This is a genomic window from Streptomyces sp. NPDC001700 (genome assembly GCF_053596435.1).
The window spans coordinates 514,909-540,272 of the sequence record NZ_JBSFGE010000004.1 but is presented as its reverse complement, the minus strand read 5'-3'; the positions used below and the strand labels follow the sequence as shown (position 1 = coordinate 540,272).

The 25,364-nt window shown below is 70.4% G+C and carries 21 protein-coding genes and 1 pseudogene; 10 read left to right on the top strand and 12 right to left on the bottom strand.

Going from position 1 to position 25,364, the window contains the following annotated elements:
• Positions 1–3: 3 nt before the first annotated feature.
• The 5 genes from ACWC5C_RS10810 to ACWC5C_RS10790 form a co-directional block, all read right to left on the bottom strand.
• Positions 4–2,238 carry a transketolase-like TK C-terminal-containing protein gene (locus tag ACWC5C_RS10810; protein WP_450875151.1) on the bottom strand — a complete coding sequence of 745 codons (2,235 nt, stop codon included), beginning with the start codon at positions 2,236–2,238 and terminating at the stop codon, positions 4–6.
• A gap of 297 nt (positions 2,239–2,535) precedes the next feature.
• Positions 2,536–3,372, bottom strand: coding sequence for a carbohydrate ABC transporter permease (locus tag ACWC5C_RS10805; protein WP_450875090.1), 837 nt, complete (start codon positions 3,370–3,372; stop codon positions 2,536–2,538).
• Entirely contained in the window at positions 3,369–4,358 is a 990-nt protein-coding gene (locus tag ACWC5C_RS10800) for a carbohydrate ABC transporter permease (protein WP_450875089.1), read from the bottom strand. The genes ACWC5C_RS10805 and ACWC5C_RS10800 overlap by 4 nt, the downstream gene beginning before the upstream one ends.
• Positions 4,359–4,360: 2 nt before the next feature.
• Positions 4,361–5,662, bottom strand: coding sequence for an ABC transporter substrate-binding protein (locus ACWC5C_RS10795; RefSeq protein WP_450875088.1), 1,302 nt, complete (start codon positions 5,660–5,662; stop codon positions 4,361–4,363).
• A gap of 99 nt (positions 5,663–5,761) precedes the next feature.
• On the bottom strand, positions 5,762–7,006 hold the full coding sequence (locus tag ACWC5C_RS10790; RefSeq protein ID WP_450875087.1) for an aminotransferase class V-fold PLP-dependent enzyme: 1,245 nt from the start codon (positions 7,004–7,006) through the stop codon (positions 5,762–5,764).
• 236 nt (positions 7,007–7,242) lie between these two features.
• Between ACWC5C_RS10790 and ACWC5C_RS10785 the strand changes: the two genes are divergently transcribed.
• The 7 genes from ACWC5C_RS10785 to ACWC5C_RS10755 all read left to right on the top strand — a co-directional run bounded on the left by ACWC5C_RS10785 (position 7,243) and on the right by ACWC5C_RS10755 (position 13,756).
• Positions 7,243–7,989, top strand: a complete 747-nt coding sequence (locus tag ACWC5C_RS10785) for a FadR/GntR family transcriptional regulator (protein WP_450875086.1) — start codon at positions 7,243–7,245, stop codon at positions 7,987–7,989.
• Positions 7,990–8,037: 48 nt separating this feature from the next.
• On the top strand, positions 8,038–8,889 hold the full coding sequence (locus ACWC5C_RS10780; RefSeq protein ID WP_450875085.1) for a TetR family transcriptional regulator C-terminal domain-containing protein: 852 nt from the start codon (positions 8,038–8,040) through the stop codon (positions 8,887–8,889).
• A 25-nt stretch (positions 8,890–8,914) separates the two neighbouring features.
• Positions 8,915–9,409, top strand: a complete 495-nt coding sequence (locus tag ACWC5C_RS10775) for a thioesterase family protein (RefSeq protein WP_450875084.1) — start codon at positions 8,915–8,917, stop codon at positions 9,407–9,409.
• Positions 9,410–9,450: 41 nt separating this feature from the next.
• Entirely contained in the window at positions 9,451–10,623 is a 1,173-nt protein-coding gene (locus tag ACWC5C_RS10770; RefSeq protein WP_450875083.1) for an acyl-CoA dehydrogenase family protein, read from the top strand.
• A 7-nt stretch (positions 10,624–10,630) separates the two neighbouring features.
• Positions 10,631–12,718: an acetate--CoA ligase family protein gene (locus tag ACWC5C_RS10765; protein WP_450875082.1), complete on the top strand. Its 2,088-nt coding sequence runs from the start codon at positions 10,631–10,633 to the stop codon at positions 12,716–12,718.
• Positions 12,711–13,496, top strand: a complete 786-nt coding sequence (locus ACWC5C_RS10760) for a carnitinyl-CoA dehydratase (RefSeq protein ID WP_450875081.1) — start codon at positions 12,711–12,713, stop codon at positions 13,494–13,496. Before ACWC5C_RS10765 ends, ACWC5C_RS10760 begins: the two co-directional genes overlap by 8 nt.
• A 74-nt stretch (positions 13,497–13,570) precedes the next feature.
• The gene (locus ACWC5C_RS10755; RefSeq protein ID WP_385437490.1) at positions 13,571–13,756 is read left to right on the top strand and encodes a hypothetical protein; all 186 of its coding nucleotides are present in this window, start codon (positions 13,571–13,573) and stop codon (positions 13,754–13,756) included.
• Positions 13,757–13,807: 51 nt separating this feature from the next.
• On the opposite strand, the pseudogene ACWC5C_RS10750 reads toward ACWC5C_RS10755, so the two are convergent.
• Positions 13,808–14,240 (bottom strand): annotated as a pseudogene (locus ACWC5C_RS10750) (hypothetical protein); the annotation flags it as partial.
• Between the two features lie 295 nt (positions 14,241–14,535).
• Between ACWC5C_RS10750 and ACWC5C_RS10745 the strand changes: the two are divergent.
• Positions 14,536–15,546 (top strand): alpha/beta hydrolase, encoded by a 1,011-nt coding sequence (locus tag ACWC5C_RS10745; protein WP_450875080.1) that lies wholly within the window; start codon positions 14,536–14,538, stop codon positions 15,544–15,546.
• A gap of 682 nt (positions 15,547–16,228) precedes the next feature.
• Here the strand turns inward: ACWC5C_RS10745 and ACWC5C_RS10740 are convergent.
• The 4 genes from ACWC5C_RS10740 to ACWC5C_RS10725 form a co-directional block, all read right to left on the bottom strand.
• The gene (locus ACWC5C_RS10740; protein ID WP_450875079.1) at positions 16,229–17,227 is read right to left on the bottom strand and encodes an aldo/keto reductase; all 999 of its coding nucleotides are present in this window, start codon (positions 17,225–17,227) and stop codon (positions 16,229–16,231) included.
• Between the two features lie 28 nt (positions 17,228–17,255).
• Positions 17,256–18,050, bottom strand: a complete 795-nt coding sequence (locus ACWC5C_RS10735) for an SDR family NAD(P)-dependent oxidoreductase (protein WP_450875078.1) — start codon at positions 18,048–18,050, stop codon at positions 17,256–17,258.
• 51 nt (positions 18,051–18,101) lie between these two features.
• Complete coding sequence (locus ACWC5C_RS10730; protein ID WP_450875077.1) at positions 18,102–18,926, bottom strand: aldo/keto reductase; 825 nt, start codon at positions 18,924–18,926, stop codon at positions 18,102–18,104.
• 149 nt (positions 18,927–19,075) lie between these two features.
• Positions 19,076–20,296, bottom strand: a complete 1,221-nt coding sequence (locus tag ACWC5C_RS10725) for an MFS transporter (RefSeq protein WP_450875076.1) — start codon at positions 20,294–20,296, stop codon at positions 19,076–19,078.
• Positions 20,297–20,465: 169 nt separating this feature from the next.
• Here ACWC5C_RS10725 and ACWC5C_RS10720 point away from each other — a divergent pair, with 169 nt between their 5' ends.
• Positions 20,466–20,933 (top strand): MarR family winged helix-turn-helix transcriptional regulator, encoded by a 468-nt coding sequence (locus ACWC5C_RS10720; protein ID WP_450875075.1) that lies wholly within the window; start codon positions 20,466–20,468, stop codon positions 20,931–20,933.
• Positions 20,934–21,098: 165 nt separating this feature from the next.
• On the opposite strand, the gene ACWC5C_RS10715 is transcribed toward ACWC5C_RS10720, so the two are convergent.
• Positions 21,099–23,624 carry a SpoIIE family protein phosphatase gene (locus ACWC5C_RS10715; RefSeq protein WP_450875074.1) on the bottom strand — a complete coding sequence of 842 codons (2,526 nt, stop codon included), beginning with the start codon at positions 23,622–23,624 and terminating at the stop codon, positions 21,099–21,101.
• Between the two features lie 35 nt (positions 23,625–23,659).
• Positions 23,660–24,493 (bottom strand): amidohydrolase family protein, encoded by an 834-nt coding sequence (locus ACWC5C_RS10710; RefSeq protein WP_450875073.1) that lies wholly within the window; start codon positions 24,491–24,493, stop codon positions 23,660–23,662.
• 83 nt (positions 24,494–24,576) lie between these two features.
• Here ACWC5C_RS10710 and ACWC5C_RS10705 point away from each other — a divergent pair, with 83 nt between their 5' ends.
• Entirely contained in the window at positions 24,577–25,323 is a 747-nt protein-coding gene (locus ACWC5C_RS10705; protein ID WP_450875072.1) for a GntR family transcriptional regulator, read from the top strand.
• The last annotated feature ends 41 nt before the right edge of the window (positions 25,324–25,364 follow it).

Sequence of the window (25,364 nt, the reverse complement as noted above, 5' to 3'; positions counted from 1 at the left end):
GGGTCAGTCGATGAGGTCGAGGGCGGCGGTCAGAACGCTGTCGCTGTCGATCCCGTGGTACCGGTAGACGTCGTCGAGGGCGCCGCACTGGCCGAACCGGGTCACACCGAGGGTGGTGACGGGCACCTGGTGCACGGTGGCGAGGAACGCCAGGGTGTGCGGGTGGCCGTCCAGCACGGTGACCAGCGGGGTGGCGCGGTCGGCGGGGAAGGCGCGGTCGAGGATCCAGTCCGGGTCCTCGGCCAGGCCGCGCCGGGCCTGGAGGGCGCGGAACAGCAGATCCGGGCTGGTCACGCACACCACATCGGCGCCGTGGCCGAGGGCGTCGAGCCGTTCGGCCGCCGCCAGGGCCTCGGGGATCAGCGCGCCCATCGCCGCGAGGGTCACCACCGGCTCGGCGTGGCGCCGCAGCCGGTACGCGCCCGCCACCACCTGGCGGCGCCGCCGCTCACGCGCGGCGGGGTCGGTGGGCACGGCGGCCAGGGACTGGTCCACCGGCCGGGTCGACAGCCGCAGATACGCCGAACTCCCCTGCGGGCGGCCGAGGTTGCTTAAGGAGGCCAGCAGACACCACTCGGTGTCGAGGGCGAAGGCGGGCTCGTACGACACACACCCCGGCTGTTCGATGCCCAGCGACGGCGTGGTGATCGACTGGTGTGCGCCGCCCTCCGGGGCGAGGGTGACCCCGGACGGGGTGCCCACCAGGATGGACTGCCCGCCCGCGTACATCCCGAAGGACCACGGCTCCAGCGCCCGGTTGACGAACGGGTCGTACACCACGCCGATGGGCAGCAGCGGCTGCTCCCAGCGGCTCCAGGTGGCGCCCAACTCGCCCAGCAGGCCGACCAGGTTGGTCTCGGCGATGCCCAGCTCCACATGCTGCCCGGTCGGCTTCTCCCGCCAGTGCAGGATCGTCTCGGCGTCGTCGGCGAACCAGTCGGTGCCCTCCGTGGCCGACCACACGCCGACCTTGTTCAGCCAGCCGCCCAGGTTGGTGGTCGAGCTGACGTCCGGGCTGACGGTGACGATCCGGCCCGCCGCCTCGGGGGCCCGGCGGGTGAGGTCCAGCAGTGTCCGCCCGAGGGCTTGCTGGGTGTGGCCGGTCCCGGTGGGCGCCGGGCGGCCGAGGTCGGCCGGAACGGCGGGCGGCTGCCGCGGCTCGCGCTTCGGCCGGTGCAGCCGCTCGGCGGCGGCCGCGCACAGCGACGCCTCCGCCGAGCCGTCGGGGAAGCGGGCCCAGGGACGGTCCGGGTCCGCCCCCAGCCGCTCGGCCAGCGGGCCCATCTGGTCGGCCGTCAGCAGCGAGGAGTGGTTCTGCGGATGGCCCTCGGTGGGCAGCCCGTGCCCCTTGACCGTGTACGCGAAGATCACGGTCGGCCGGGTGTCGTCGATGGTGTCGTACGCCTCCAGCAGGGCACCCAGGTCATGGCCGCCCAGGTTGCGCAGCGCGGCGAGCAGCGTGGCGTCGTCCAGGTGCGCGATGAGCCCGGCGATCGGGGCGGCGGTGGAGCCGCTGCCGGGCAGCCGCTCGCGCAGCTGTGCGGCGGTGCAGCGCAGCAGCCGCTGGTATTCGGGGTTGTCCATGGCGTCGATGCGTGTGCGCAGGGCGTCGCCGCCGGGCCGGGTGAACAGCTCGCGCAGCAGATGCCCGTACTTGACGTTGAGCACCTGCCACCCGGCGGCCGTGAACATGCCCTGCAGCCGCCCGGCGGCGATGCCGGGCACCACCCGGTCCAGGGACTGCCGGTTCAGGTCGACGATCCACGTCACCTCGCCCAGCGAGGACACCACCGGATCCTGGACCGCCTCCCAGATGGCGCCCTCGTCCAGCTCCGCGTCACCGAGCAGGGAGTACTGCCGCCCGGTCCCGGCGCCGCCGAAGCGGCCCTCCACATAGCGCCGGGCGAGCGCGCCCCACAGGGGAGCGGTGGCGCCGATGCCGACCGAGCCGGTGGAGTAGTCGACCCGGTCGGGGTCCTTGGACCGGCTGGGGTAGCTCTGCAGCCCGCCGAACGCGCGAAGCGTCGTCAGGTACGACTCGTCCAGCTCGCCGAGCAGGTAGTTGACGGCGTGCAGCACCGGTGACGCATGGGGCTTGACCGACACCCGGTCCTCGGCGGTCAGCGTGTGGAACCACAGCGCCGTCATGATCGAGGCCATCGACGCGCTGGACGCCTGGTGGCCGCCCACCTTCAGCCCCGTGGGGTTCGGCCGGACCCGGTTGGCGTGGTCGATCATGGCCGTGGACAGCCACAGCACCCGGCGCTCGACCGCTTCCAGCGTGCCGAGCGTCCCCGGGTGGCCCTTCCCGGCCGGGTCCTTGCCCGGGGCACCCGAGAAGGTCGCGTCCATGACCACATTGACCACCTCCACCGCCTGGATCCGACGTCCAGGAATGCCGTGTGATGCGAGAAGTAGACAGAGACCGCACCTGCTGCGCAACATGTCGTCTTCCGGCTGGGCAATCTGCTCACCGCACCGGGGTGAAAGCGCCCTCGACCGAGCAAAATGATCAATATCCGGAGCGGAGCGGCCTCACCCCTTCACGGCGCCGGAGGTGAGCCCCTGCACGATGTGGCGGCTCGCGAAGGCGAAGAGCACCATGGTCGGCAGGATCGTGAACACGGCCGCCGCGGACATCGAACCCCAGTCGATGTTGAAGCTGGAGATGAAGCCGTTGAGGGCCGTCGGGACGGTCTTGTTGGCGTCGCTGTTCATCAGGGTCACCGACAGGAACAGCTCGTTCCAGCAGTTGACGAAGTTGAAGATGAACGCCGCCACGATCCCCGGACGCATCACCGGCAGCAGCACCCGGAACAGCGCCGAGAACCGGGAGAGACCGTCGATCATCGCGGCCTCCTCCAGCGCGTCGGGGATGTTCTCGAAGAAGCCGCGGAGCATCACCGTACAGAAGGGGATGCACACGGCGACGTAGACGAGGATGAGCCCGAGCCGGTTGTCGACCAGCCTCAGGTCGGTCATGAGCAGATACAGCGGGCCCAGCGCGATGAACGCGGGGATCATCTGGGTGACCAGCGCGGCCGTCAGCAGCGCGGACTTGGAGCGGAACTCGAAGCGCGCCAGCACATACGCCGACAGCATGGAGATCGCGGTGGCGGCGGCGCCCGCGACGGCCGCGACGATGAGGCTGTTGGTGAGATAGGTCCCGAAGTCGGCCTTGTCGAACAGCTCGCTGTAGTTCTCCAGCGAGAAGTGCTCGGGCCAGTAGGCGATGGGGAACGCGAAGATGTCGCCCGGCGCCTTGAGCGAGGTGATGGTGATCCAGTACAGCGGGAAGACGGTGAACGCCAGCCACAGCCCCAGGAAGACGACGCGGACGGCCCGGCCGGCCGGGGTCTCTTTGCCGGTCACGGCCTCACCTCTCGCTTCTTCTCACGGGTGGCCAGCAGGAAGAACACCGTGAACAGCAGCAGCCCCGCGACCACGAGGAGGCCGAGCGCGGAGGCCTTGCCGTAGTCGCCCTGCTGGGTGATCTTGATCATCCAGGTGGTCACGATGTGGGTCTCGTTGTTGGGCCCGCCACCGGTCATCCCGAAGATCAGATCGGGGAAGTTGAAGATCCAGATGATCCGCAGCAGCACGGTGAGCACCAGCGTGACCCGGATGTAGGGGATGGTGATCTGGAAGAGCGTGCGCACCTTCCCGGCCCCGTCCAGCGCCGAGGCCTCGTACAGCTCGTCGGGGACCGACTGGAGCGCGGCCAGGATCATGATGGCGAAGAAGGTGACGCCGTACCAGGTGTTGGCGATCAGTACGGCGATCATCGCCTTGTGCGGATCGGCCAGCCACGCCACCGGCTCGTCGATCAGACCCGCCTTCTGCAGCAGATCGTTCACGACGCCGAACTCACTGTTGAACATCCAGCGGAACAGGATGCCGATGAGGAACCCGGAGATCGCCCAGGGGAAGAAGACCAGCGCCTGGTAGACGCCCCGGAAACGGAACCGGCGGCGCAGCCACAGCGCCAGCGCGAAACCGATCACCAGCTGCGGCACGATCGAGCCGATGACCCAGAGGCCCGTATTGCCCAGCACGGTGTCCCAGTTGGGGTCGGAGAAGACCGCGTGGAAGTTCTTGAGCCCCACCCACGAGGTGTCGGTGAGATCGTTGAGATCCCAGTGGCGGAAGGCCATCTGGCTGCCCGCGACCATGGGGTAGTACGTGAACACCGCCACGAAGATCGCGGCCGGTGCCATATAGGCGGCGATGAGCAGGCCCCGGCGGGTCGTGAACTCCCTTCTGCGGCCGCCCTGTTGCCCGCTCCGGGCGTGCGGGTCGGCCTTCTTCCGGACCGGCCGGGGCGCCTTCGGAGTGGTGGTCGCTGAGGTGGCGGGCATCCCTACTTCTCCTGCTCCCACTTCTCGGTCCAGTACGCGTCCCAGCCCTCCAGCAGCTCCTTTGGCGTCATCTTGCCGCTCACCATCTTCTGCACATCGGTGTCGGACTTCTGCTCCCACTCGCGCCACCAGGCCACTCCGCGCGGCTGGCTGACGTTGAGATAGGTGTCGGGGCGCTTGGTCATGGTGACGTAGGACGACCAGGGGCCGGTCTTGTAGAACGGGTCCTCGGTGGCCGACTTGAGGATCGGCACCAGGCTGTTCTTCTTGGTGAAGTCCGTCGACGCCTTGCCCTGCGACAGGAACTTGATCAGCTTGACGGTCTCCGCCTTGTGCTTGCTGCCCTTCGCGATGCCCCACCCGGCGGTGGCCAGCGGCTGGACGGTCTTCCCACTCGGCCCTGCCACCAGGGGAGCGGTGTCCCACTGGCCCTTCGAGATCGACTTGGACTCGGAGACGGTGGCGATCACCTCCGGATCCTGGAGCAGGAAGGCCGTGGAGCCGTTGGAGAAGGCCTCGACCATCTCCGGGTAGCCCCAGGAGACGGACGACTTGGGGGAGGCCTGCTTGAAGAGCTTCAGGTAAGTCTGGAGGGCGTCCACGGCCTTGGGCGAGGAGAAGATCGTGCGGCCGTCCTTCAGCCTGTAGCCGTTGGACGGGTCGACCTGGTCGGCCACGTACGCCTCGATGACGGCGGTGGCGTTGCTGTTGGCGTTGGCCCCGCCCCGGAACGCGTAGCCGTAACGCCGCTTCGCCGGGTCGTTGATGGCGGACGCCTGCTTCAGCAACTGCTCCCAGGTGGCCGGGGGTTCGCTGAACCCGGCGTCCTTGATCAGGTCGGTGCGGTAGAAGAGGCTCAGCCCGTAGAAGCCGTAGGGGACGAAATAGGTGTGGCCCTTGGCGTCCTCGGCGGCCTTGACGGCGTTCTCCGTCATGGCCTGCCAGCCCTGCCACCCCTTCAGGTCCTTCCTCATGTCGTGGAGCCAGCCGTTGTTCGACCACGGGCCGACGGTGATGTCCCGTACCTCCAGGGCGTCCACGCCACTGCCGGACTGGAGCATCTGCTGGATCTTCTGGTCGGCCTGCTCGGTGGGCGGCGAGATCAGATTGACCTTGATCTTGGGGTTCCGCTTCTCGAAGTCGGCTATGAGCCCGCTCAGCAGATCGGTGCGGGCGGGGTTGGTCAGGCTCTCGACCATGTTGAGCGTGACCGTGCCGTTCGCGCCCGGGTTCATGGTGGAACAGCCGGTCAGGACCATCGTGGCGGCGGTGCCGAGGGCGAGGGCTGCCGTCCTTCTCCTCATCGTGCTGACCTCTTCCTTGGGTGCGGGCCGCGCTGGGAGCGGCCCGGGGGAGGGGCGTACGTGTCGGGCCGCTACGCGCACGGCGTACGTGTCGAGCAGCTACGGCGCGCCGTGCCGCCCGCGAGCCGCGCGGGCCCACTCGCCGAGGACGGGGACGCAAGCCTCGGCGAAGTACTCGTAATCGGCGGCGGTGTTGTAGACGTGGGCGGACACCCGCAGATAGCCGATGCCACCGAAGCTGGTGAAGGCCGCCTCGACCCCCAGCTCCCGGGCGACCCGGTCGCGCAGCGCGTCGGCCTCGACGCGGGTGGGGCCCAGCCCGTCGGGCAGCCGCACCAGCCGCATCCCGGGGACCGGCATGCCGACGTCGACGGCGCTGTCCGCGCCGGTCAGCTCGGTGAACGCGGCACCGATGACCTGCGCCGCGTAGCCCGCCAGCTGGTCCATATAGCGGCGGGCGCGCTGCCAGCCCCAGGTGTGCTCGATGAAGCCGAGCGCCGTCGGCGCCGCCAGGTAGCAGGTGGCGTCCACCGTGCCCTGCTGGTCGAAGCGGTCGGGGTACGGATCCTCTGCGCCCCACGAGTCGATCGGCGGGTGGAGCCGCTCGCGCAGCGGACCCTGGGCGACGAGGGCCGCCGTACCGCGTGGCGCGCACCCCCACTTGTGCAGGTTCCCGATCCAGACATCGCAGGTCAGCCCGGAGAGCGGGGCGGGGAGCAGACCGGGTGCGTGCGCCCCGTCCACGAGCAGTGGAATCCCGCGCCGCCGCGCCTCCGCGCCGATCCGCTCCACCGGCATCCGGCGGGCGGTCGCCGAGGTGATCTGGTCCAGCACGATGAGGCCGGTCGCCTCGGACACCTCGGCGAACACGGCCTCGTACGCCCGCTCCTCGTCCGCGTCGAGGGGCACCCGCGCGGTGCGGACTCTGCCCTCCCATCGGTCGCGCGCCAGCCGCTCGGCGCCCATGGTGACGGCCCCGTAGCCGTGGTCGGTGACGACGATCTCCCCGCCACGGTGCCGGTCGAGGGCGGCGTACACGGTGCTGACCCCGGCGCTCGCGTTCGGCACCAGGGCCAGGTCGTCGGCGGCCACCCGCAGAAAGCGGGCGACCTCCACCCTGGTGTCCGCGACCCGCTGCGGCAGCGCCGGGAACCACACCACCGGGGAGCGCTCCATCTCCGCGCGCAGCTGCTTCTGCCGCTCCTGCGCCACCAGGGGAACGGCGCCGAAGGAACCGTGGTTCAGGTGTCTCATGGCGGGGTCCAGCGACCACGCCCGGTCGGCGGGCCTGCCGTCGGTCAGCAACAGGGGACGTGGCGCCGCGATGACATCGGTCTCGCTCACATGACTCCCGATCTGCCGGGGTCCGGGTGTTCCGGTCAGGAAGGGGGAGAGATCTGACGATGACCAGAACACATATGATGACTCGGCATCCTGCAGCACGGATTCCGCGCAATCAAGGGGTCTGCGGCGCGATTCATCAGATGACTTCCGATCGACATCTCCGACACATCTGATGAATCGGTACAGTGCGGTGAAGGGCGCAGGACGGCGCCCCGCCCGTTTCGGGAGGAAATCGGATGTCCGCAGTCGACAAGGCGTTCCACGGCCTACGGCACATGATCGCCACCGGACGCCTCGGCGCCGGAGGGCGCGTTCCGCCCGAGGGCGAGCTGTGCGAGGAACTCGGCGTGTCCCGGGGCTCGTTGCGCGAGGCCGTGCGGATGCTCGCGGCCCTGGGTGTGATCGAGCCGAGGCACGGCTCCGGCACGTATGTCTCCCAGCTCAGGCCGGAGGACATGATAGGCAGCCTGTCGCTCACCCTGGAGCTGCTGCCGCTCTCCGGTCTGCTGGAGATGTACGAGATCCGGCGCGTCCTGGAGGCCCATGTCGCGGCGCAGGCCGCCGCCCGCAGCACACCGGAGACGGTACGGACGCTCTTCGCGCTCATCGAGGCCATGGACGCCACCGACGACCCGGCCGAGGCCTCGGACCTCGACCACCGCTTCCACGCCGAGATCGCCACCGCCGCCGGAAACCCCGCCCTCGCCTCCCTGCTCGCGGTCTTCCGCGCCCGCTCCCGCAAGTACCAGATCTTCACCCTCCCCGAGGGCGAGACGATGCGGCGCAAGAGCGATGAGGACCACCGCGTGCTGGCCACCGCGATCGCCGACCGCGATCCGCGCGCCGCCGCCGGAGCAGCCGAGGCCCACGTCGCCCAGACGGAGCGGTGGCTGCGCGCCTTCATGCCGCCCATGGAAGAAGCACCCATGGAAGAGGCTCCCGAGGAAGAGGGTGACCAGGGCGCCGCGTTGCGATGCGATTGACGCGTCAGACTATTGCGGGTTTCGCAACGCGCCCCTAGGGTCGGCGGCATGCTGCACACTGCGGACGCGACGCGTCAGCGGGTGCGTGAGGTGCTGCGCGGATACCCGGGCAGCCAGCGCGCGTTCGCCGACGACATGGGGCTGGACCCCACCAAGCTGTCCAAGTCGCTGACCGGCGCCCGGCGGTTCACCCCCGCCGAGCTGACCCGGATCGCCGAGATCGGCGACGTCACGGTGAACTGGCTGATCAACGGCAGCGACGAGGCGGACACCGTGTCCGCCGTACCGCAGCGCACCGCGCGGCGACCGGAACCCAGCGGCGACACCGGCCGGTACCGGCAGATCCTCGACGCGGCCTGGCGCCTCATCGCCGAGCGCGGCTACCACGCGGTGCGGGTGTCGGACGTCGCGGAGGCCTGCGGTACGAGCGCCGCCACCATCCACTACCACTTCCCCGGCCGCGACGGCCTGCTCACCGAGGCACTGCGCCATTCGGTGAAGCAGGCGTTCGACCGCCAGGTCGCGGAACTGCACGGCATCGAGGACGCCCACCAGCGGCTGCTGCGCCTGGTCGAGCTGCAACTGCCCACCCCGGGCGCGCTGCAGCGGGAATGGTCGATCTGGCTGCAGGTGTGGAACGAAAGCGCGCTGCGCCCGGAGCTGCGGGTGCTGCACACCGACTCCTACGCCCGCTACCACGACACGGTCGCCCGCACGATCGCCGAAGGCCAGGCCCAGGGCGTCTTCACCGACGCGGATCCCGAGGAACTGGCGGCGACCCTGACGGCCCTGATCGACGGACTGGGCATCCAGGTGCTCACCGGCCGCCCCGGCCGGACCGCCGAGCGGATGCGGCGGACCCTCTACGACTTCGTGCAACGCGAGATCCTCCGCGGCTGAGCGACCTCAGGAACAGGAGCCGGGTATGGCCCACAGCGACGACATCCCCGCACCGTTGTCCCTGCACTACACCACGGTCGACGCGGCCTGGGTGGACTACAACGGCCACATGAGCGAGTCCTGCTACCTGCTGGTCTTCGGGGACAACGCGGACGCGTTCTTCCGCTACATCGGCATCGACGAGCGGTACCGCGCCGAGGGCCACTCGCTCTACACGGTGGAAACCCATCTGCACCACCGCCGCGAAGTGGCCGAGGGCGAGCCGATCCGGCTGACCCTCCGCGTACTGGACCACGACACCAAGCGCGTGCACATCTTCCACGAAATGCACCACGGCACCACCGGCACCCTGCTGGCCACGGCCGAACAGATGCTGGTGCACGTCGACATGGAGCAGGGAAGGTCGTGTCCCCTGCCGACGACCCTGCTCCAGCGGCTGGCCGCGATCCAGCAGGCCCACACCACCTTGCCCCGGCCCGAGGCCGTGGGCCGCCCGATGGGCATCCGCCGCCGCGACTGAAAGACCTCTTCGCTCCCGCCCCGCCGTCCTGAGGAGCCGCCATGGATTTCGAACTCACCGACGAGCAGCGCATGATCGTGGAGACGGTGCGCAAGTTCGTCACGACCGAGCTGGAGCCGCACGAGGACGAGGTCGAGCGGCTTGACGAGGTGCCGCCCGAACTGGCCGAACGGATCCGCCGAAAAGCCCTCGACGCCGGGCTCTACGCGGCCAACATGCCCGAAGAACTGGGTGGCGGCGGCCTGGACGCCACCAGCATGACCCTGGTCGAACGCGAGCTGGGCCGCGCCGGTTACGCCCTGCAGATGCTCGTCGCCCGGCCGAGCAACATCCTGCGGGCGTGCGAAGGGGAGCAGCGCGAGCGCTATCTGCTCCCGACCATCCGTGGGGAACGCCACGACTGCCTCGCCATGACCGAACCCGGCGCCGGATCCGACGTACGCTCGATGACCACCCGCGCGGTGGCGGACGGCGACGACTACGTCCTCAACGGCACCAAACACTTCATCAGCCACGCCGACGCGGCGGACTTCGTGATCCTCTTCGCCACCACCGGCGCCACCGACGCGGCGCCGGAACCAGGGCGCGGGCGGAAGAACCCGATCACGGCGTTCCTGGTGGACCTGGACACCCCCGGGCTCACCGTCACCCGTGGCTCGGCGTGCGTATCGCACCGGGGCTACCACCAGTGCGAGCTGTCGTTCACGGACTGCCGTATCCCCGTGGGCCAGCGCCTCGGCGAAGAGGGGCGTGGCTTCGACCTGATGGGGGAGTGGCTGGGCGCCAGTCGGCTCAGCGTCGCCGCCACCAGTGTCGGCCGCGCCCGGCGCGTCCTGGACCTCGCCACGGGGTGGGCCGCCGAACGCAGCCAGTTCGGCCAGACGATCGGCCGCTTCCAGGGCGTCGGCTTCCCCCTGGCGGACATGGCCACCGAGCTGGAGGCCGCCGAACTCCTCACCATGCGGGCGGCGTGGAAACTCGACCAGGGCACCATGACCGACCGCGACGCGGCGATGGCGAAGCTGTACGCGTCCGAAGCGCTGGGCCGCATCACCGACCGGGCGGTGCAGATCTTCGGCGGCATGGGGCTGATGGCGGAACTGCCGCTGGAACGCTTCTGGCGGGACGCGCGCGTGGAGCGCATCTGGGACGGCACCAGCGAAATCCAGCGCCACATCATCTCCCGGTCCCTGCTGCGCCCCCTCGGATCGTGACCCGGCGATGGGCACCAGGGACAACCTCCGGCGCCTGCTGAGCCCGCGCCACATCGCCGTGTTCGGCGGCGACACCGCCGCCGCCGCGATCCGGCAGTGCCGCCGCGCGGGCTTCACCGGGACGATCTGGCCGGTCCATCCCCGGCGTACGAGCATCGAAGGCCTGCGTTGCTACCCGAACGCCGCCGCGCTGCCCGACCCGCCGGACGCCTCGTTCCTCGCCGTACCGAGGGACGCCACCGTCGAGGTGCTGGCGGAACTCGCCGCACGCGGCGCGGGCGGCGCGGTCTGCCACGCGGCGGGCTTCGCCGAGGACGGGGAGACCGGTGCGCGGTGGCAGCGCGACTTCGTCCGTGCGGCGGGGCGGATGGCGGTGATCGGGCCCAACTGCATCGGGATGCTCGACTACCTCGACGGCGCCGCGCTCTGGGCCGACCAGCACGGCGGGCGACGGGTGGACCGTGGCGTCGCCATCATCACCCAGAGCGGCAACATCGGCCAGAACCTCACCATGCAGCGCCGATCGCTGCCGCTCGCCCGACTGGTGACGGTCGGCAACGCCGCCGTGACGGGGGTGGCCGAACTGGTCGAAGCCCTGCTGGAAGACCCCCGGATCACCGCGATCGGTCTGCACCTGGAGGGCATCGACGACCCCGCGGGGCTGTCCCGGGCCGCCGTACGCGCCCTCCAGCGGCGCGTGCCGATCGTCGTGCTGAAAACGGGCCGGTCGGAACTGGGCGGCCGGGCCAATCTGAGCCACACCAGCTCCCTGGCCGGGTCCGATGTGCTCTGCGACACCTTCTTCCGGCGCCTGGGCATGGCCCGGGTGCACCAGGTCGCCACCTTCCTGGAGACACTGAAGTATCTGCACGTCCACGGGCCGAGCACCGGAGCGCGAATCGCCTCCGCGAGTTGCTCGGGAGGCGAGGCGTCACTGCTGGCCGACCTCGCCCACGACCACGACGTCGAACTGCCACCGTTTCCGCACGACACCGCCCGGCGGCTCGGGGAGGTGCTCGGCGACCGGGTGTCCGTCGCCAACCCCTTGGACTACCACACCTACATCTGGGGCGACTTCGACGCCCAGCGCGACTGCTTCCGCGCCTTCCTCACCACCGGATTCGACATGCATCTCCTAGTGCTCGACTTCCCCCGCGCGGACCGCTGCTCCCCGGAAGCGTGGCAGACCACCCTGGACGCCTGCCTGGCCGCGCGCCGCCACACCGGCGCGCCCGCCTGTGTGGTCAGTACGCTGCCGGAAGGGCTGCCGGAGCCGGTGCGCACGCGGCTGCTGGACGAGGGCGTCGCCCCGATGCAGGGCATCGCCGAATGCCTGACGGCGATCGCGGCGGCGCGCCAGACCGGGCTGGCCCAGGAGACGGCCGATACGGCCCTGCCGCTCGACTCGGCCACCCCCGCACCGCCGCCCGGCTCGCCGCCGCTCGACGAGTGGCGCGGCAAGCGGACCCTCGCCGAGTGGGGCGTTCCCGTTCCCTCCGGCTCCGTGGCCACGTCGGCCGAGAGCGCGGCCGAGGCGGCCCGGGACATCGGCTTCCCCGTGGTGGTGAAGGCGCTGTCGGAGACGATCGCGCACAAGAGCGACGTCGGCGGGGTGCGCCTCGGGCTGTCCGGGGAACAGCAGGTGCGCGAGGCGGTGGCCGCCATGGCGGGGCTCTCGGACCGTTTCCTCGTGGAGCGCATGGCCGAGGGCGCGGTGGCGGAACTGATCGTCGGCGTCCACCGGGACCCGCAGTTCGGCCCGGCGCTCACCCTCGGCGCGGGCGGCACGATGGTCGAACTTCTCCACGACGCGGCCACCCTGCTGCTGCCCGTACGGCGCGACGAGATCCGCGCCGCGCTGCGACGGCTGCGCGTCTGGCCGCTGCTGACCGGCTTCCGTGGCCAGCCACCGGGTGACGTCGACGCCGTCATCGACACGGTGGCCGCCGTGGCCGACTACGCGCGCGGCCACGCGCACACACTCGTGGAACTCGACATCAACCCCCTGCTGGTCCTTCCCGGTCACGGCGGCGTCGTGGCCGCCGATGTGCTGATCAGGCTCGGGACCGACGAACGAGGAGAAGCGCATGGCTGACCCGGTACGCATCGAGGCCGACGGCGGCGTCCTGCTGGTGACCCTGGACCGCCCCAAGGCCAACGCGATCGACGTGGCCACGAGCCGCGCGCTCCACGCCGCCTTCGACAGGCTGGCCCGGGACGAGTCGCTGCGCGTGGCGGTGGTCACCGGCGCCGGTCAGCGGTTCTTCTCGGCGGGATGGGACCTCAAGGCCGCGGCGTCGGGGGAGGCCATCGACGCCGACCACGGCCCCGGCGGCTTCGCCGGGCTCACCGAACTCTTCGACCTCGACAAGCCCGTCATCGCGGCGGTGAACGGCCTCGCCCTCGGCGGTGGCTTCGAACTCGCCCTGGCCGCCGACCTGATCGTCGCCGCCGACCACGCCGAGTTCGCCCTGCCGGAAGTGACCCTCGGCATGATCCCCGACTCCGGCGGCGTGCTGAGGCTCCCCCGGCGCCTCCCGCAGGCGGTGGCGGGCGACCTCCTGCTGACCGGACGCCGCATGCCCGCATCCGAGGCGGAACGCTGGGGTCTGGTCAACCGCGTCGTCGACGGCCCCGACCTCCTGGAGACGGCCCTGCGGCTGGCCCGCGACATCCGCGCCGGGGCGCCACTGGCGGTGGCGGCCATCAAGGAAATCCTCCGGACCACGGCGAATTCCACGATCGAGGAAGGCTACGCCCACCTGCGCCACGGCGACCTGCCCGCATACCGGGCCATGCTGACATCCGACGACGCGCGGGAGGGACCGCGCGCATTCGCCGAAAAACGTACCCCGAGGTGGACCGGCCGCTGAGCCACTTCCCCGCCTTTTGCCATCAATGCTCAAAAGCCTTCGGAAGATGGGGAGTTCGGGTAGCGTCCCCGGACATGAGCAACCAGATCAGCATTGACCGAGCCCCGGGTTCCGAGGGCGGCATCAGCATTACCGTCAATCTCACCGCGGAAGCCCTCAGCGCGCTCCAGGCGAATGGCCAGTATTCCGAGGCGCTTGCCGAGGGGCAGGTTTCCGGCGCCGGACCGGTCCTGGAGAAGATTTCCTTCAATGTCTCCTAGAAGAGTGTCGTAGAAACGTATCGTAGAAGCGTGTCGTAGCGAGGCCGCTCCTCAGGCCGCCGGATAGGGAAGCAGTTTCTCGGCTGTCCTTTCCCAGGAGGTCTTGAGTTCCGCGAGGAGTTCCGGCCTGTCGGGAGCGAGATCGGCCTGCTCCCGTACGTCCTGGGCGAGATTGAACAGCTGGTCCTTGCCATCGGCGTCCTGGTAGTCCTTCCAGTCGCCGCGCAGCAGGTAACCGGCCAGGCTCGTGCCGTCCAGCGGATAGGCCGGGTCCGGCCGGGCGCCGCCCAGCTCCAGCAGGGCGAACTTCTCCCCGCTGAGCGGCCAGTTGGGGACGCTCGTACAGGTCGTACTCGCCGAGCTGACCGAGCTTGGAGAAGTACTCCAGGACGCCGCCGAAGTTGCCGAAGAACTCGTCCCAGCCGGACTTCGTGGGGCTGTAGTCGGGCAGCCAGCCGCAGTGCCACTTCCCGATCAGCGCGCTGCCACCCAGCAGGCCGTGGAAGAGACGGCGGGACATCCTGGGATCGTTCATGCTGATCAACGGTGGAGGGCGGCGGCGTCCCGGACAACACCTGGCGAGCTGCCCTCATGCGATGGTCATGCTCGTACACACGGCCGCGATACAAGGCTGTTGCCCGTGGCCGCCCTCACCGCGCCCTCGGCTGAGCAGGATGTCGGCGGCACCCGGCCGGTAGAATCCGCCACGCGACGGCTGACCTCTCGCTGCGGGCGGCCGGCGGCGGGGGATCCTCCTTCCGCGACCCTGGGAGCCGGCCATGCAGAACACCTCCCCCGACCCGGCGGCCACCGCACCGCTCGGGCCACCGCCGCCGTTCGATCCGGAACTCGCCGCGGCCCTCGCGGTCATCACGCGGATGCTGCCGCCCGGCGGGTCCGGGGCCGATCCGGGCACGACGCCCCCTGAGGACGTGCCCGGGATGGAACCGGTGACGTACGCGGACCTGGAGCGCGACGGCGCCTTCCGGGTCGAGGAGCGGTCCGTACCCGGCCCGGCGGACGCGCCGGACGTCGCGCTGCTGATCTGCCGCCCGGCCGCCCCGGCCACCCCCACACCGGCGCTGTACCACATCCACGGCGGCGGCATGATGGTCGGCGACAACCGGACGGGCCTGCCCGAGATGCTCGACCTCGCCGAGGAGCTGGGGCTGGCCGTGGTGTCCGTCGAATACCGGCTGGCACCTGGCACGCCGTATCCGGGCCCGGTCGAGGACTGCTACGCGGGCCTGAGGTGGACCGCCGAGCATGCCGAGGAGCTGGGCGTCGACCCGGAGCGCATCGTCGTCGCCGGTGGCAGCGCCGGTGGCGGCCTCGCGGCGGCCGTCGCCCTGCTGGCGCGCGACCTCGGTGGTCCGGCCCTGTTCGGGCAGCTGCTGATGTGCCCGATGCTGGACGACCGCAACGACACCCCGTCCGCCCGCCAGATGACCGGGGTCGGGGTGTGGGACAGGGTCTCCAACGAGGCCGGGTGGACGGCGCTGCTCGGCGCCGCCCGTGGAACGGACGCCGTCTCGCCCTACGCCGCACCCGCCCGCGCGACCGACCTGTCCGGGCTGCCGCCCGCGTTCATCGACGTGGGATCCGCCGAGACCTTCCGCGACGAGGACGTCGACTACGCCACCCGCCTCTGGCAGGCCGGGGGAGGGGCCGAACTGCACGTCTGGCCCGGCGCCTTCCACGGTTTCAGCGGAATGGCCCCGCACGCCGCCATCTCCCACGACGCCCGCGCCGCGCGACTGCTGTGGCTGCGCAGACTCCTGACGAACTGACCGCCCCGCGGCCCTCTGGTGCGGCCCAGCACCGATGTGGTGAATTCTCGTATTTCGCCTTCTAGGCTCCTGAAGGGTGTGTAAGTGTATCGACACCTCGCTAGACGGAAGAATTGGGAGGGGGCCCAATTTGTGCAACCTATTGGACGAGGCGTGGCTGACCGTGACTGATACGGACACCGCTTCCGGGGCTGGTGTACCGCGAGAGGCCCTGAATGCCTACCTCGACCGGCGTAGCCATCTCTTCGCCCAGGTGTCGCACACCTGGCATTCGCGTAGGTGGCCGATCAGGCCCTCCCCACCGCTCCCCCCAGCCTCTTCACCGGCCGGACGGTGAACGAGGACGGCAACACCTACCGTCTCAGCACTCCCTCGCCGGGCAGCCCTGCGGAAGGCCGCCTGAACGCGGCGCATCGCATACGACGGAAAAGCCGTTGACCGCGTTCACAAGGCGTACGACTGTCGCTCAGGAGTGAGCTGAACAGGGGAAGGATCCGAGATGGAGGATGATGAATGGCCCAAGCGCCCGTGGCGTGATCCTGCGTGGTGGCTGGTCGCGATCGCGGCTCTTGGATTGTTTCATCAGATGATGGTCAACCTGTTTCGGTAGTCCAGCTCCGTACGCCGACGATCGGCGCCGCCTTCGTTGGAATCCGGCTTCCGAACTCATGGGCGCACGGGCTCACGGCGCGGCGGGGTCGAGCAGGCCGGCCGCCCGGAGTTCGTCCCAGAAGTCGGTGGGGACCTCTTCCCGAAGGGCTGCCAGGTCCTCGGCGATGCGCGAGGGGCGGGTGGCGCCGGGGATGACGGCCGCGGCGGCGGGGTGGGCCAGGGAGAACTGGAGCGCCGCCGCCTTGACGGTCACGCCGTACCGCTCGGCGAGGCCGTTGATCCGCCGGACCTTCTCCACGATGTCGGCCGAGGCCTTCTGGTACTCGAAGTGGGTGCCGCCGGCGAGGACACCGGAGCTGTAGGGCCCGCCGACGACCATGCCGACGCCCTGCTCCTGGGCAGCGGGCAGGAGCCGCTGCAGTGCCTGGCGGTGGTCGAGGAGGGTGTAGCGGCCTGCGAGCAGGAAGCCGTCGGGGCGGGGCTCGTCCAGGGCGAGGGTCAGCTCGACCGGCTCGACACGGTTGACGCCGAGCCCCCACGCCTTGATGACGCCCTGGTCGCGCAGGTCGTCCAGGACGCGGAAGGCGCCTGTGCGGGCGGTCTCGAACTGAGCCAGCCAACGGTCGCCGTGGAAATCCTGGGCGATGTCGTGCACCCAGACGATGTCCAGCCGGTCGGTGTTCAGCCGCCGGAGGCTGTCCTCGATCGAACGCTTGGTGGCGTCGGCCGAGTAGTCGTCGGTCACCTTGTTCGGGCGGCCGTGCTCGAACAGGCCGCCCTTCTCGCCGAGGTCGCGGCCGGAGGGGGCCTCGGCCTCGTCGTGAATGATCCGGCCGACCTTCGTCGACAGGACGAAGGAGTCCCGCGGGTGCTGGGCGAGCATCTCCCCGAGACGGATCTCGGCGAGGCCCGCGCCGTAGAACGGAGCGCTGTCGAAGTAGCGGATCCCCTGGTCCCAGGCGGCCCGCAGCGTCGCCTGGGCCTCCTCCTCCGGGATCGCGCGGAACATGTTGCCCAGCGGTGCGGTACCGAATCCGAGGCGACCGGGCAGCAGCGTGGTGAGGCTCATGAGGAGCACCTTTCTTTCTGCGGTGGTGTCAGGGCAGGATCGAGTCGATGTAGCCGCCGTCGACCCGCAGTGCCCCGCCGGTGGTGGCGGAGGCGTAGGGGGAGCTGAGGTAGACCACCATGTTCGCGATCTCTTCGGGCTCGATGAGGCGCTGGAGCAGGGACTGGGGGCGGTGCTCGACCATGAACTGGTGCTGTGCCTCGTCCCAGGGCAGTTCGTCGCCGACGAGCTGGCGGACGAAGTCCTCCACTCCGCCGGTGTGCGTGGGTCCGGCGATCACGGAGTTGACGGTGACACCCGTACCGGCGGCCTCCTTGGCGAAGCCGCGGGTGACCGCGAGCAGCGAGGTCTTCGTCATGCCGTAGTGGATCATCTCAGCGGGGACGACGACGGCGGAGTCGCTCGCGAGGGAGAGCACGCGGCCCCAGCCCCGCTCCGTCATGCCGGGCAGATAGGCGCGGATCAGTCGTACGGCGGAGAGCACGTTGACCTCGAAGTAGCGGCGCCACTCGGCGTCGTCGATCTCCAGCGGCGGGGTCGCGCCGAAGATGCCGAGGTTGTTGACGAGGATGTCCACCTGCGGAACGGCGTCCAGGACGGCCTGTGTGCCGTTCTCGTCCGCCAGGTCCCCGGGTGCGGCGACGATGGCGTCGTTGCCCGTCTCGGTACGCAGACTCCGCACGGCCTGTTCGACGGTCTCGGCGCGCCTGCCGTTGACGGCGACGCGCGCTCCGGCGCGCGCGAGCCCGGCGGCGATGGCGTAACCGATGCCTTGGGTGGAACCGGTGACGAGCGCGGTCCGGCCGGAAAGGTCGATATTCACGGTGCTATGCCCTCCTGGAGGGGTGAACGGTTGATGTCGGTCGATCAGTTATCAGTTGAGGGTGTCGGGGTCCGGGCCCGTGCGCGTACCGGCGTCGAGGCCGGTGATCGCGGCGATGTCGTCGTCGCTCAGCTCGAAGCCGAAGACGTCGAGGTTCTGCCGGATGCGCTTCGGGGTGACCGACTTGGGGATGACCACGTTGCCGGTTTGGAGGTGCCAGCGCAGCACCACCTGGGCGGGGCTGACGCCGTACGTGCCGGCGATGTCCACGAGGGGCTGGGCACCGAGGACGGCACCCTGGGCCAGCGGGCTCCATGCCTCGGTGGCGATCCGGTGCTCCGCGTGGAAGGCGCGCAGCTCGCTCTGCTGGAGGGCGGGGTGCAGCTCGACCTGGTTGATCACCGGGGTGATGCCGGTGTGCTCCAGCAGGCGCTGGAGGTGGGGCACCTGGAAATTGGACACGCCGATGGCGCGGGTCCGGCCGTCGGCGAGCAGCTTTTCGAAGGCGCGCCAGGTGTCGAGGTACCGGTCACGGGCCGGGGTGGGCCAGTGGATCAGGTAGAGGTCGACGTGGTCCAGGCCGAGCTTCTCCAGGGAGGTGTCGAAGGCCGCGAGGGTCGCGTCGTAGCCCTGGTCGTCGTTCCACAGCTTGGTCGTGACGAACAGTTCCTCGCGGGGGATGCCGGAGGTGGCCAGCGCGCGGCCGACTCCGCGTTCGTTGCCGTAGATGGCGGCGGTGTCGATGCTGCGGTAGCCCGCCTCCAGGGCGCTGCTGACCGAGGCGGTGGTCTCGTCGTCGGGGACCTGGAAGACACCGAAGCCCAGCTGCGGCATCGCGACACCGTTGTTCAGTGTCACCTTCGGAATCGACGTCATGGGGGGGATGTCCTTTCTATGGCTGGGAGGGTTCAGAGTGCCTGGAGGGCGGCCGTGGCGAAGCCGTGGTCGTCGGGCTTGACCAGGTCCACCAGGTTGCGTTGAGGGTGTTGTGGAGAGGGGCGCTTCGCCGTGGCGGCGCGCCGGGGTCAGTGGTGGACGACGGCGGCGGCCGACGTGTCCGCCCGCCCGGTGACGGGCTGCCGCGACCGGGCGGTGAGGGGCCCGGATCGGTGCTCCAGGCGCTGTGAGACGAACGCGAGGACGAGAGCGGCGGCGGCGAGTACGGCGCCCACGGCGTTGGGGGCGGTGTAGCCGTACCCGGCGGAGATCACGATGCCGCCGAGCCAGGCGGAGAGGGCGTTGCCCAGGTTGAAGGCGCCGATGTTGACGGCCGACGCCAGCGTGGGGGCGCCGTGCGCGTAGTCCAGGACCCGCTTCTGGAGCGGCGGGACGGTGGCGAAGCCCAGCGCGCCGATGAGGAAGACGGCCACGGCCGCCGCGATCTTGTTCGGCGCGGCGACGGTGAACAGCGCCAGGACGACCGAAAGACCGCCCAGGGCCGTGAAGAGCATCGGCATGAGCCGCCGGTCGGCGAACCGTCCTCCGGTGAGGTTCCCGGCCACCATGCCCAGTCCGAAGAGCACCAACAGCCAGGTGACGGAGGAGCCCGCGTAGCCGCTGACCTCGGTCATCATCGGCGCGATGTAGGTGATCGCGGCGAAGACGCCGCCGAAACCGAGCACGGTCATCGCCATGGCCAGCAGCACCTGGGGGTTCTTGAACGCCGCGACCTCGTGCCGTAGCCGTACGCCCTCGGGCTTGGGCAGATCCGGGACCAGCTTGGCGACGCCGGCCAGGCCGACGACACCGAGCGCCGCGACGATGAGGAAGGTGACGCGCCAGCCCGCGCTCTGGCCGACGAACGTGCCCAGCGGGACGCCGACCACGTTCGCCACGGTCAGCCCGGTGAACATCAGGGAGATCGCCCCGGCCTTCTTCTCCGGTGCCACCAGCTCGGCGGCGACCACGGAGCCGATACCGAAGAAGGCGCCATGGGCCAGCGAGGCCACGACCCGGCCGATGAGCATGACGGCGAAGACAGGAGCCACGGCGGAGATGGCGTTGCCCATGATGAACAGGCCCATGAGCAGCATGAGCATGTTCTTGCGGGAGATCCTGGTGCCGAGGGCCGTCATGATCGGCGCCCCGATCATGACGCCGAGCGCATAACCGGTGACGAGCAGCCCGGCCGTCGGCACGGACACCCCGAGGTCTCCGGCGACCTGGGGCAGCAACCCCATGATCACGAATTCGGTGGTCCCGATCCCGAAGGCCCCGATGGCCAGGGCCAGCAGTGCGAGCGGCATGACGTGTGTCCTTACGGTGCAGACGATGAATAGACGCGCAAGCGCCTTACGGGCACTGACAATAATTGCACACGCCTTATATGTGCAAGCGCGCTATAGTGGCGTACGTGACTAAGGGGTGCCGTTCCGCGGTGCGCCCCCGTCGATCGGCCGGACCGAGGGAGCCGACATGACCGCCACCGACCCCGCGATGACCGCTCTCGCCCACAGCTGGTCCGCGCTCTCGCTGCTGCACGGGCGCATCGAGGGCCGCATCGAACGCGCGCTCCAGGCGGCACACGACCTGAGCGCGCGTGAGTACGCCTTGCTCGATGTCCTCAGCCGACAGCACGAGGGCGAGGGCGGCCACTTGCAGATGCGCCAGGTCGCCGAATCCGTCGTCCTCAGCCAGAGCGCGACCACCCGCCTGGTCACCCGGCTGGAGGACCGCGGCCTGCTCTCCCGCTACCTGTGCACCACCGACCGGCGCGGCATCTACACCGACGTCACCGACGAGGGCAGGCGCCTGCTGGACGAGGCCCGCCCCACCAACAACGCGGCCCTGCGCGAGGCCCTCGACGCGGCGACATCCGTGCCCGAACTCGCGCCCCTCGTCCACGCGGTCGAGCAACTGCGGAGCCGGCCGATCCCTGTGTGACCTTCCCCAAGGCATCCACGGCGCGTCAGCGTGATGACACGATCAGCGTCGTCACGATCAGCGTGCACCATGGCGTGCCCGAGGGCGAGGAACAGCGCCACCCCACCCGCGATCGCCCACAGCTGTCCGGTGTGGACCAGCGCGAGCCGCAATCGAACGAACGGCTCACGGCGGCCGAACTGGCCCTTCGAGGTCGTCGTCCCATGCTGTCGCCATCGCCGCCCGCAGGGCGGCGGTTGAGGTCTCGAAGGACTGCTCGGCCCAGACCGTCTTGCCCTCGGGGGTGTACCGGGTGCCCCAGTCCTTCGCGGTACGGGCGACGAGGAAGAGTCCGCGGCCACCCTCGTCCGTCGTGCGAGCGAGGCGCAGGTGGGGGGAGGTGCTGCTGCAGTCGGAGACCTCGCAGATGAGGGCGCGCTCACGGATCATGCGCAGGCGGATCGGCGGGGAGCCGTACCGCAGGGCGTTGGTGACCAGCTCGCTGACCACCAGTTCGGTGGTGAAGGCCAGGTCGTCCAACCCCCACTGGCCCAGCTGCCGGACGGCCCAGCCACGGGCGTCACCGACGGCGGCCGGTGCGTCAGGCACCTCCCAGGAGGCGACCTGGTCGGCGCCAAGGGCATGGGTACGGGCCAGGAGCAGGGCCACGTCGTCGGCGGGAGGGCTGAGGGGCAGCGTGGCCATGAGCTTCTCGGACAGGGCCGCGAGGGACTCCTCGCGCTGTGACAAGGCGGTCCGCAGTCGTTCGACACCGGCGTCGGCATCGAGGTCCGGAGCGGTGATGAGGCCGTTGGTGTAGAGGGCGAGCACGCTGCCTTCGTCCAGCGTGAAGGTGGCGGCTTCGAAGGGCAGGCTGCCCAGACCCAGGGGAGGGCCGCTGGGCAGATCGAGAAGTCGGACGGTGTCGTCGGGTGCGACCACGAGGGGTGGCGGATGCCCGGCCCGGGCGACGGTGCAGCACCGGGTCACCGGGTCGTAGACCGCGTACAGGCAGGTGGCTCCTACGACTCCGGCCTCGGCGGCGGGTTCGCCGTGGCCTTCTCGCTCGGTCAGCCGTCCGATCAGGCCGTCCAGATGCGCGAGGGTCTCATCGGGCGGCAGGTCGAGGTCCGCGAGCGTCTGCACCGCGGTACGCAGCCTGCCCATGGTGGCGGCGGCGTGGATTCCATGCCCGACTACGTCCCCGACGACCAGTCCGACGCGCGTCCCGGACAGCGGTATCACGTCGAACCAGTCGCCGCCGACTCCGGCGCGGGGATCGGCGGGCACATAGAGCGAGGCCGCTTCCACCGCGGTCTGGTCGGGAGTTCCCTGCGGCAGCAGACTGCGCTGGAGGGCGAGGGCGGCATGGTGCTCGCGTGTGTACCGGCGGGCGTTGTCCACCGAGACGGCCACCCGGTTCACGAACTCCGCGGCGAGGCCCAGGTCATTGGCGTGGAAGGGCTGCGGCCGCTCCCGGCGGCAGAAGGCCGCCACGCCCAGGGTGGTGCCTCGGGCACGCATCGGCACGACCATCAGGGAGTGGAAGCCCCACTCACGCATCCACGCCGTCGTGTCGGGGTCCTGAGCCCCGTCGGCGCCGGGGTCCGGGTCCGGGTCCCGGTCCAGCCGCGCCAGCAACCGTGGCGTGCCCGCTCTCAGGGCCAGGGCGATGGGTGCCGACGCGGGGTAGGTGGCCATGTCCCCTGCCCTGACCGACGTTTCCGGACAGCCTGTTCGCAGGGACCGCTGGCCCGCCCGGCGGAGCACCGCCGCGGTACGGCCGTTCCGCGCCGGGGGCGGCTCGTCCCCCCGGAACACCGCGTCGAGCAGGTCGACGCTGACGAAGTCGGCGAGATCGGGCACCGCCACATCGGCCAGGTCCTGGGCGGTGCTTCCCACGTCCAGCGTCCGGCCGATGCGCTCGCTGGCCTTGTCCAGCAGGGCCAGCCGCCGCCGGGCCAGGTAGCGGTCCGTGACGTCGATGACCATCACGCACAGACCCAGCACGCCGCCTTTGCCGTCGTCGAGCCGGAAGGTGGACGTCAGCATCGCCTGTTCGCGGTCGGGGTCCCGCTGCGGATGGCCCACGTACTCGCGCCCGAGCGCCGGGGTGCCCGTGGCCAGGACCCCGTACATGTCCGACTCGACGGCCTCGATGTCGAAGCCCGTCCCCATCTCGTCCAGTGACCGCCCGAGCCACTCCTCGACCGGGATTCCACTGGAACGCGCCGTCGCCGCGTTCACCCAGACATACCGGAGGTCTGTGTTCAGGACTCCCATGCAGATGGGCGAGAGCGTGAACATCCGCTCGATCACCGAGCCGCTCGCGCCCCACCACGGCACCCCCGCCGCGCTGACCGCGCTGACCACCCAGCGTGCGTGTCCCGCACCGTCCGCCACCGCGTTCACCCGTACGCCCAGGTTCACCGGCCGGCCGTCCTGCCGCACGGCCTGTACCAGGCCACTCCAGCCGCCTTCGCCCTTGAACCCGTCCATCGCGGCCATAACGCCGTGCCATTCCTCCGGCACGGAGAGCAGCCCCCTCACCGGGGTGCCGAGCACGTCGGCCGACTGAAATCCAAGAAGGCGCGTGGCCTTGGCGCTCCACCCGGTGATGACCCCACGGTCATCCAGGAGCGCCGTGGCCGTCTCCGCCGTGTCGAAGAGGACACCCGGTACATCGCGTCCCGGGCCCGTCGTTGGCACCATCGCCCATCGCCATCTTCCGCCCCACCACTGCCAGATTACTCGGCCGCCGCGACGGCAGGTGTCCAGTCGAACAGCCGGGCCGGGTTGGCGCACAGGATCCGCTGGGCCTCGGCGGTGCTGAGTTCCGCCGTGAGCCAGGTCAGGGTGGAGCCATAGCCTCGGCCTTCCTCGTGCCGGGTCCAGGGCCAGTCGCTGCCCCAGAGCATCCGTTCGCCCCCGCCCGCGCCGAGCAGGCTCCGCAGCATCGCTGTGGCCGCCCGTGGCGCCGACCGGTACGGTGCGGCCGCCTTCACCCACACATGCCGCGCGGCCAGCAGGCGGGAGAGCGCGGCCGAGCCCGGGTAGGACAGCGACGAGGCCGCTGGCAGCCCCAGATGGTCGACGACCACCGCGCCGGGCCAGCGGAGCAGCCATGGTTCCAGCTCGTCCCATTGCCGCTGGCGTGCCTGCACTTCCAAGTGAAGCCCCCGCGCGGCGAGTTCGCGGGCCAGCCGCCGCCATGGTCCCTCGCCCAGCGGGGGCACCGGACGGCCGATCAGATTGAGGCGGATCCCGCATACGCCCGCCTCCGCGAGCCGGTCGAGTTCTTCCCCCGGGGTCCGGGAGGCGATGACGGCCACGCCCCGGAGGCGTTCCGGCGCCGCGCCGAGGGCGTTCAGCAGGTAGGAGTTGTCCGTTCCGAGGAAGCTCGGCTGCACCAGGACCCCGGCCGCGAGGCCGTGCGCGTCCAGCAGCGACAGGTAGGCGTCCACCGTGGCGTCGTAGTCCGGGCTGTACCGCCGCTCGTCCGCCAGCCGCAGACCGCGTGTGAAGACGTGGGCGTGGGTGTCGAAGGCCGCGGGCGGCGGCTGATGATCGGTGGAGGTCACGATCCCAAAGAATAGTCCTATGAAGGACTAGACGTCAGCAGGAATCGGGACCATGCTTTCTCGCCATGCAGTCGATGCCGCCCATGCCAGAGAGTCCGGGAGAGGCCGCCCTCGCCCGGACCGACCCCCGCCTGCCGCTGCACGCCCGGCTCCGTGAGGTGATCGCCGAGCGCGTCCGCTCCGGGGAGTGGTCGCCCGACGAGCCGCTGCCCGCCGAGTCCGCCCTGGTCACGTACTACGGAGTGTCCTTGGGGACCATGCGGCGGGTGTTCCGCGACCTGGTGGACGAGGGGCTGCTCGAACGGCGCCAGGGGACCGGAACGTTCGTCCGGAGGGCGTCCCTGGACGCTTCCCTCTTCCGCTTCTTCCGGTTCGGGGCCGCCGGGAGCGGGTTCCCGCGAAGCCGCATCCTCTCCGCCGCCCGGCAGGTGAGTACGCCGACCATCGCCGCCGCCCTCCAGGTCACCCCCGGCAGCGAGGTGCTGCACTTCCACCGGCTGCGGATCCTCGACGAGCAGCCCGTCCTCGTCGAGGACATCTGGCTTCCGCTGCCCCTGTTCGAGCCGCTCGAGCGCATCGGCGCCGACGATCTCGGCGACCTGCTGTACCCGACGTACGAACGCCACTGCGGACAGATCGTCGCGGCCGCCACGGAGGACCTCACGATCGAGGCGGCCACCGCGGCCGACGCGCTGCTCCTCGGCTGTGGACGCGCCGAGCCGGTGGTCGTGGTCGAACGAGTCGCACGCTCCCATGACGCCAAGCCGCTGGAGTACCGCCGCTCGCGCGGGCTGGCGCACACCTTCCGCTATCGCATCGACATCCGCTGACCACCGCCTTCCCCGCTCACTTCCCCGCTCACGCTTCCCGC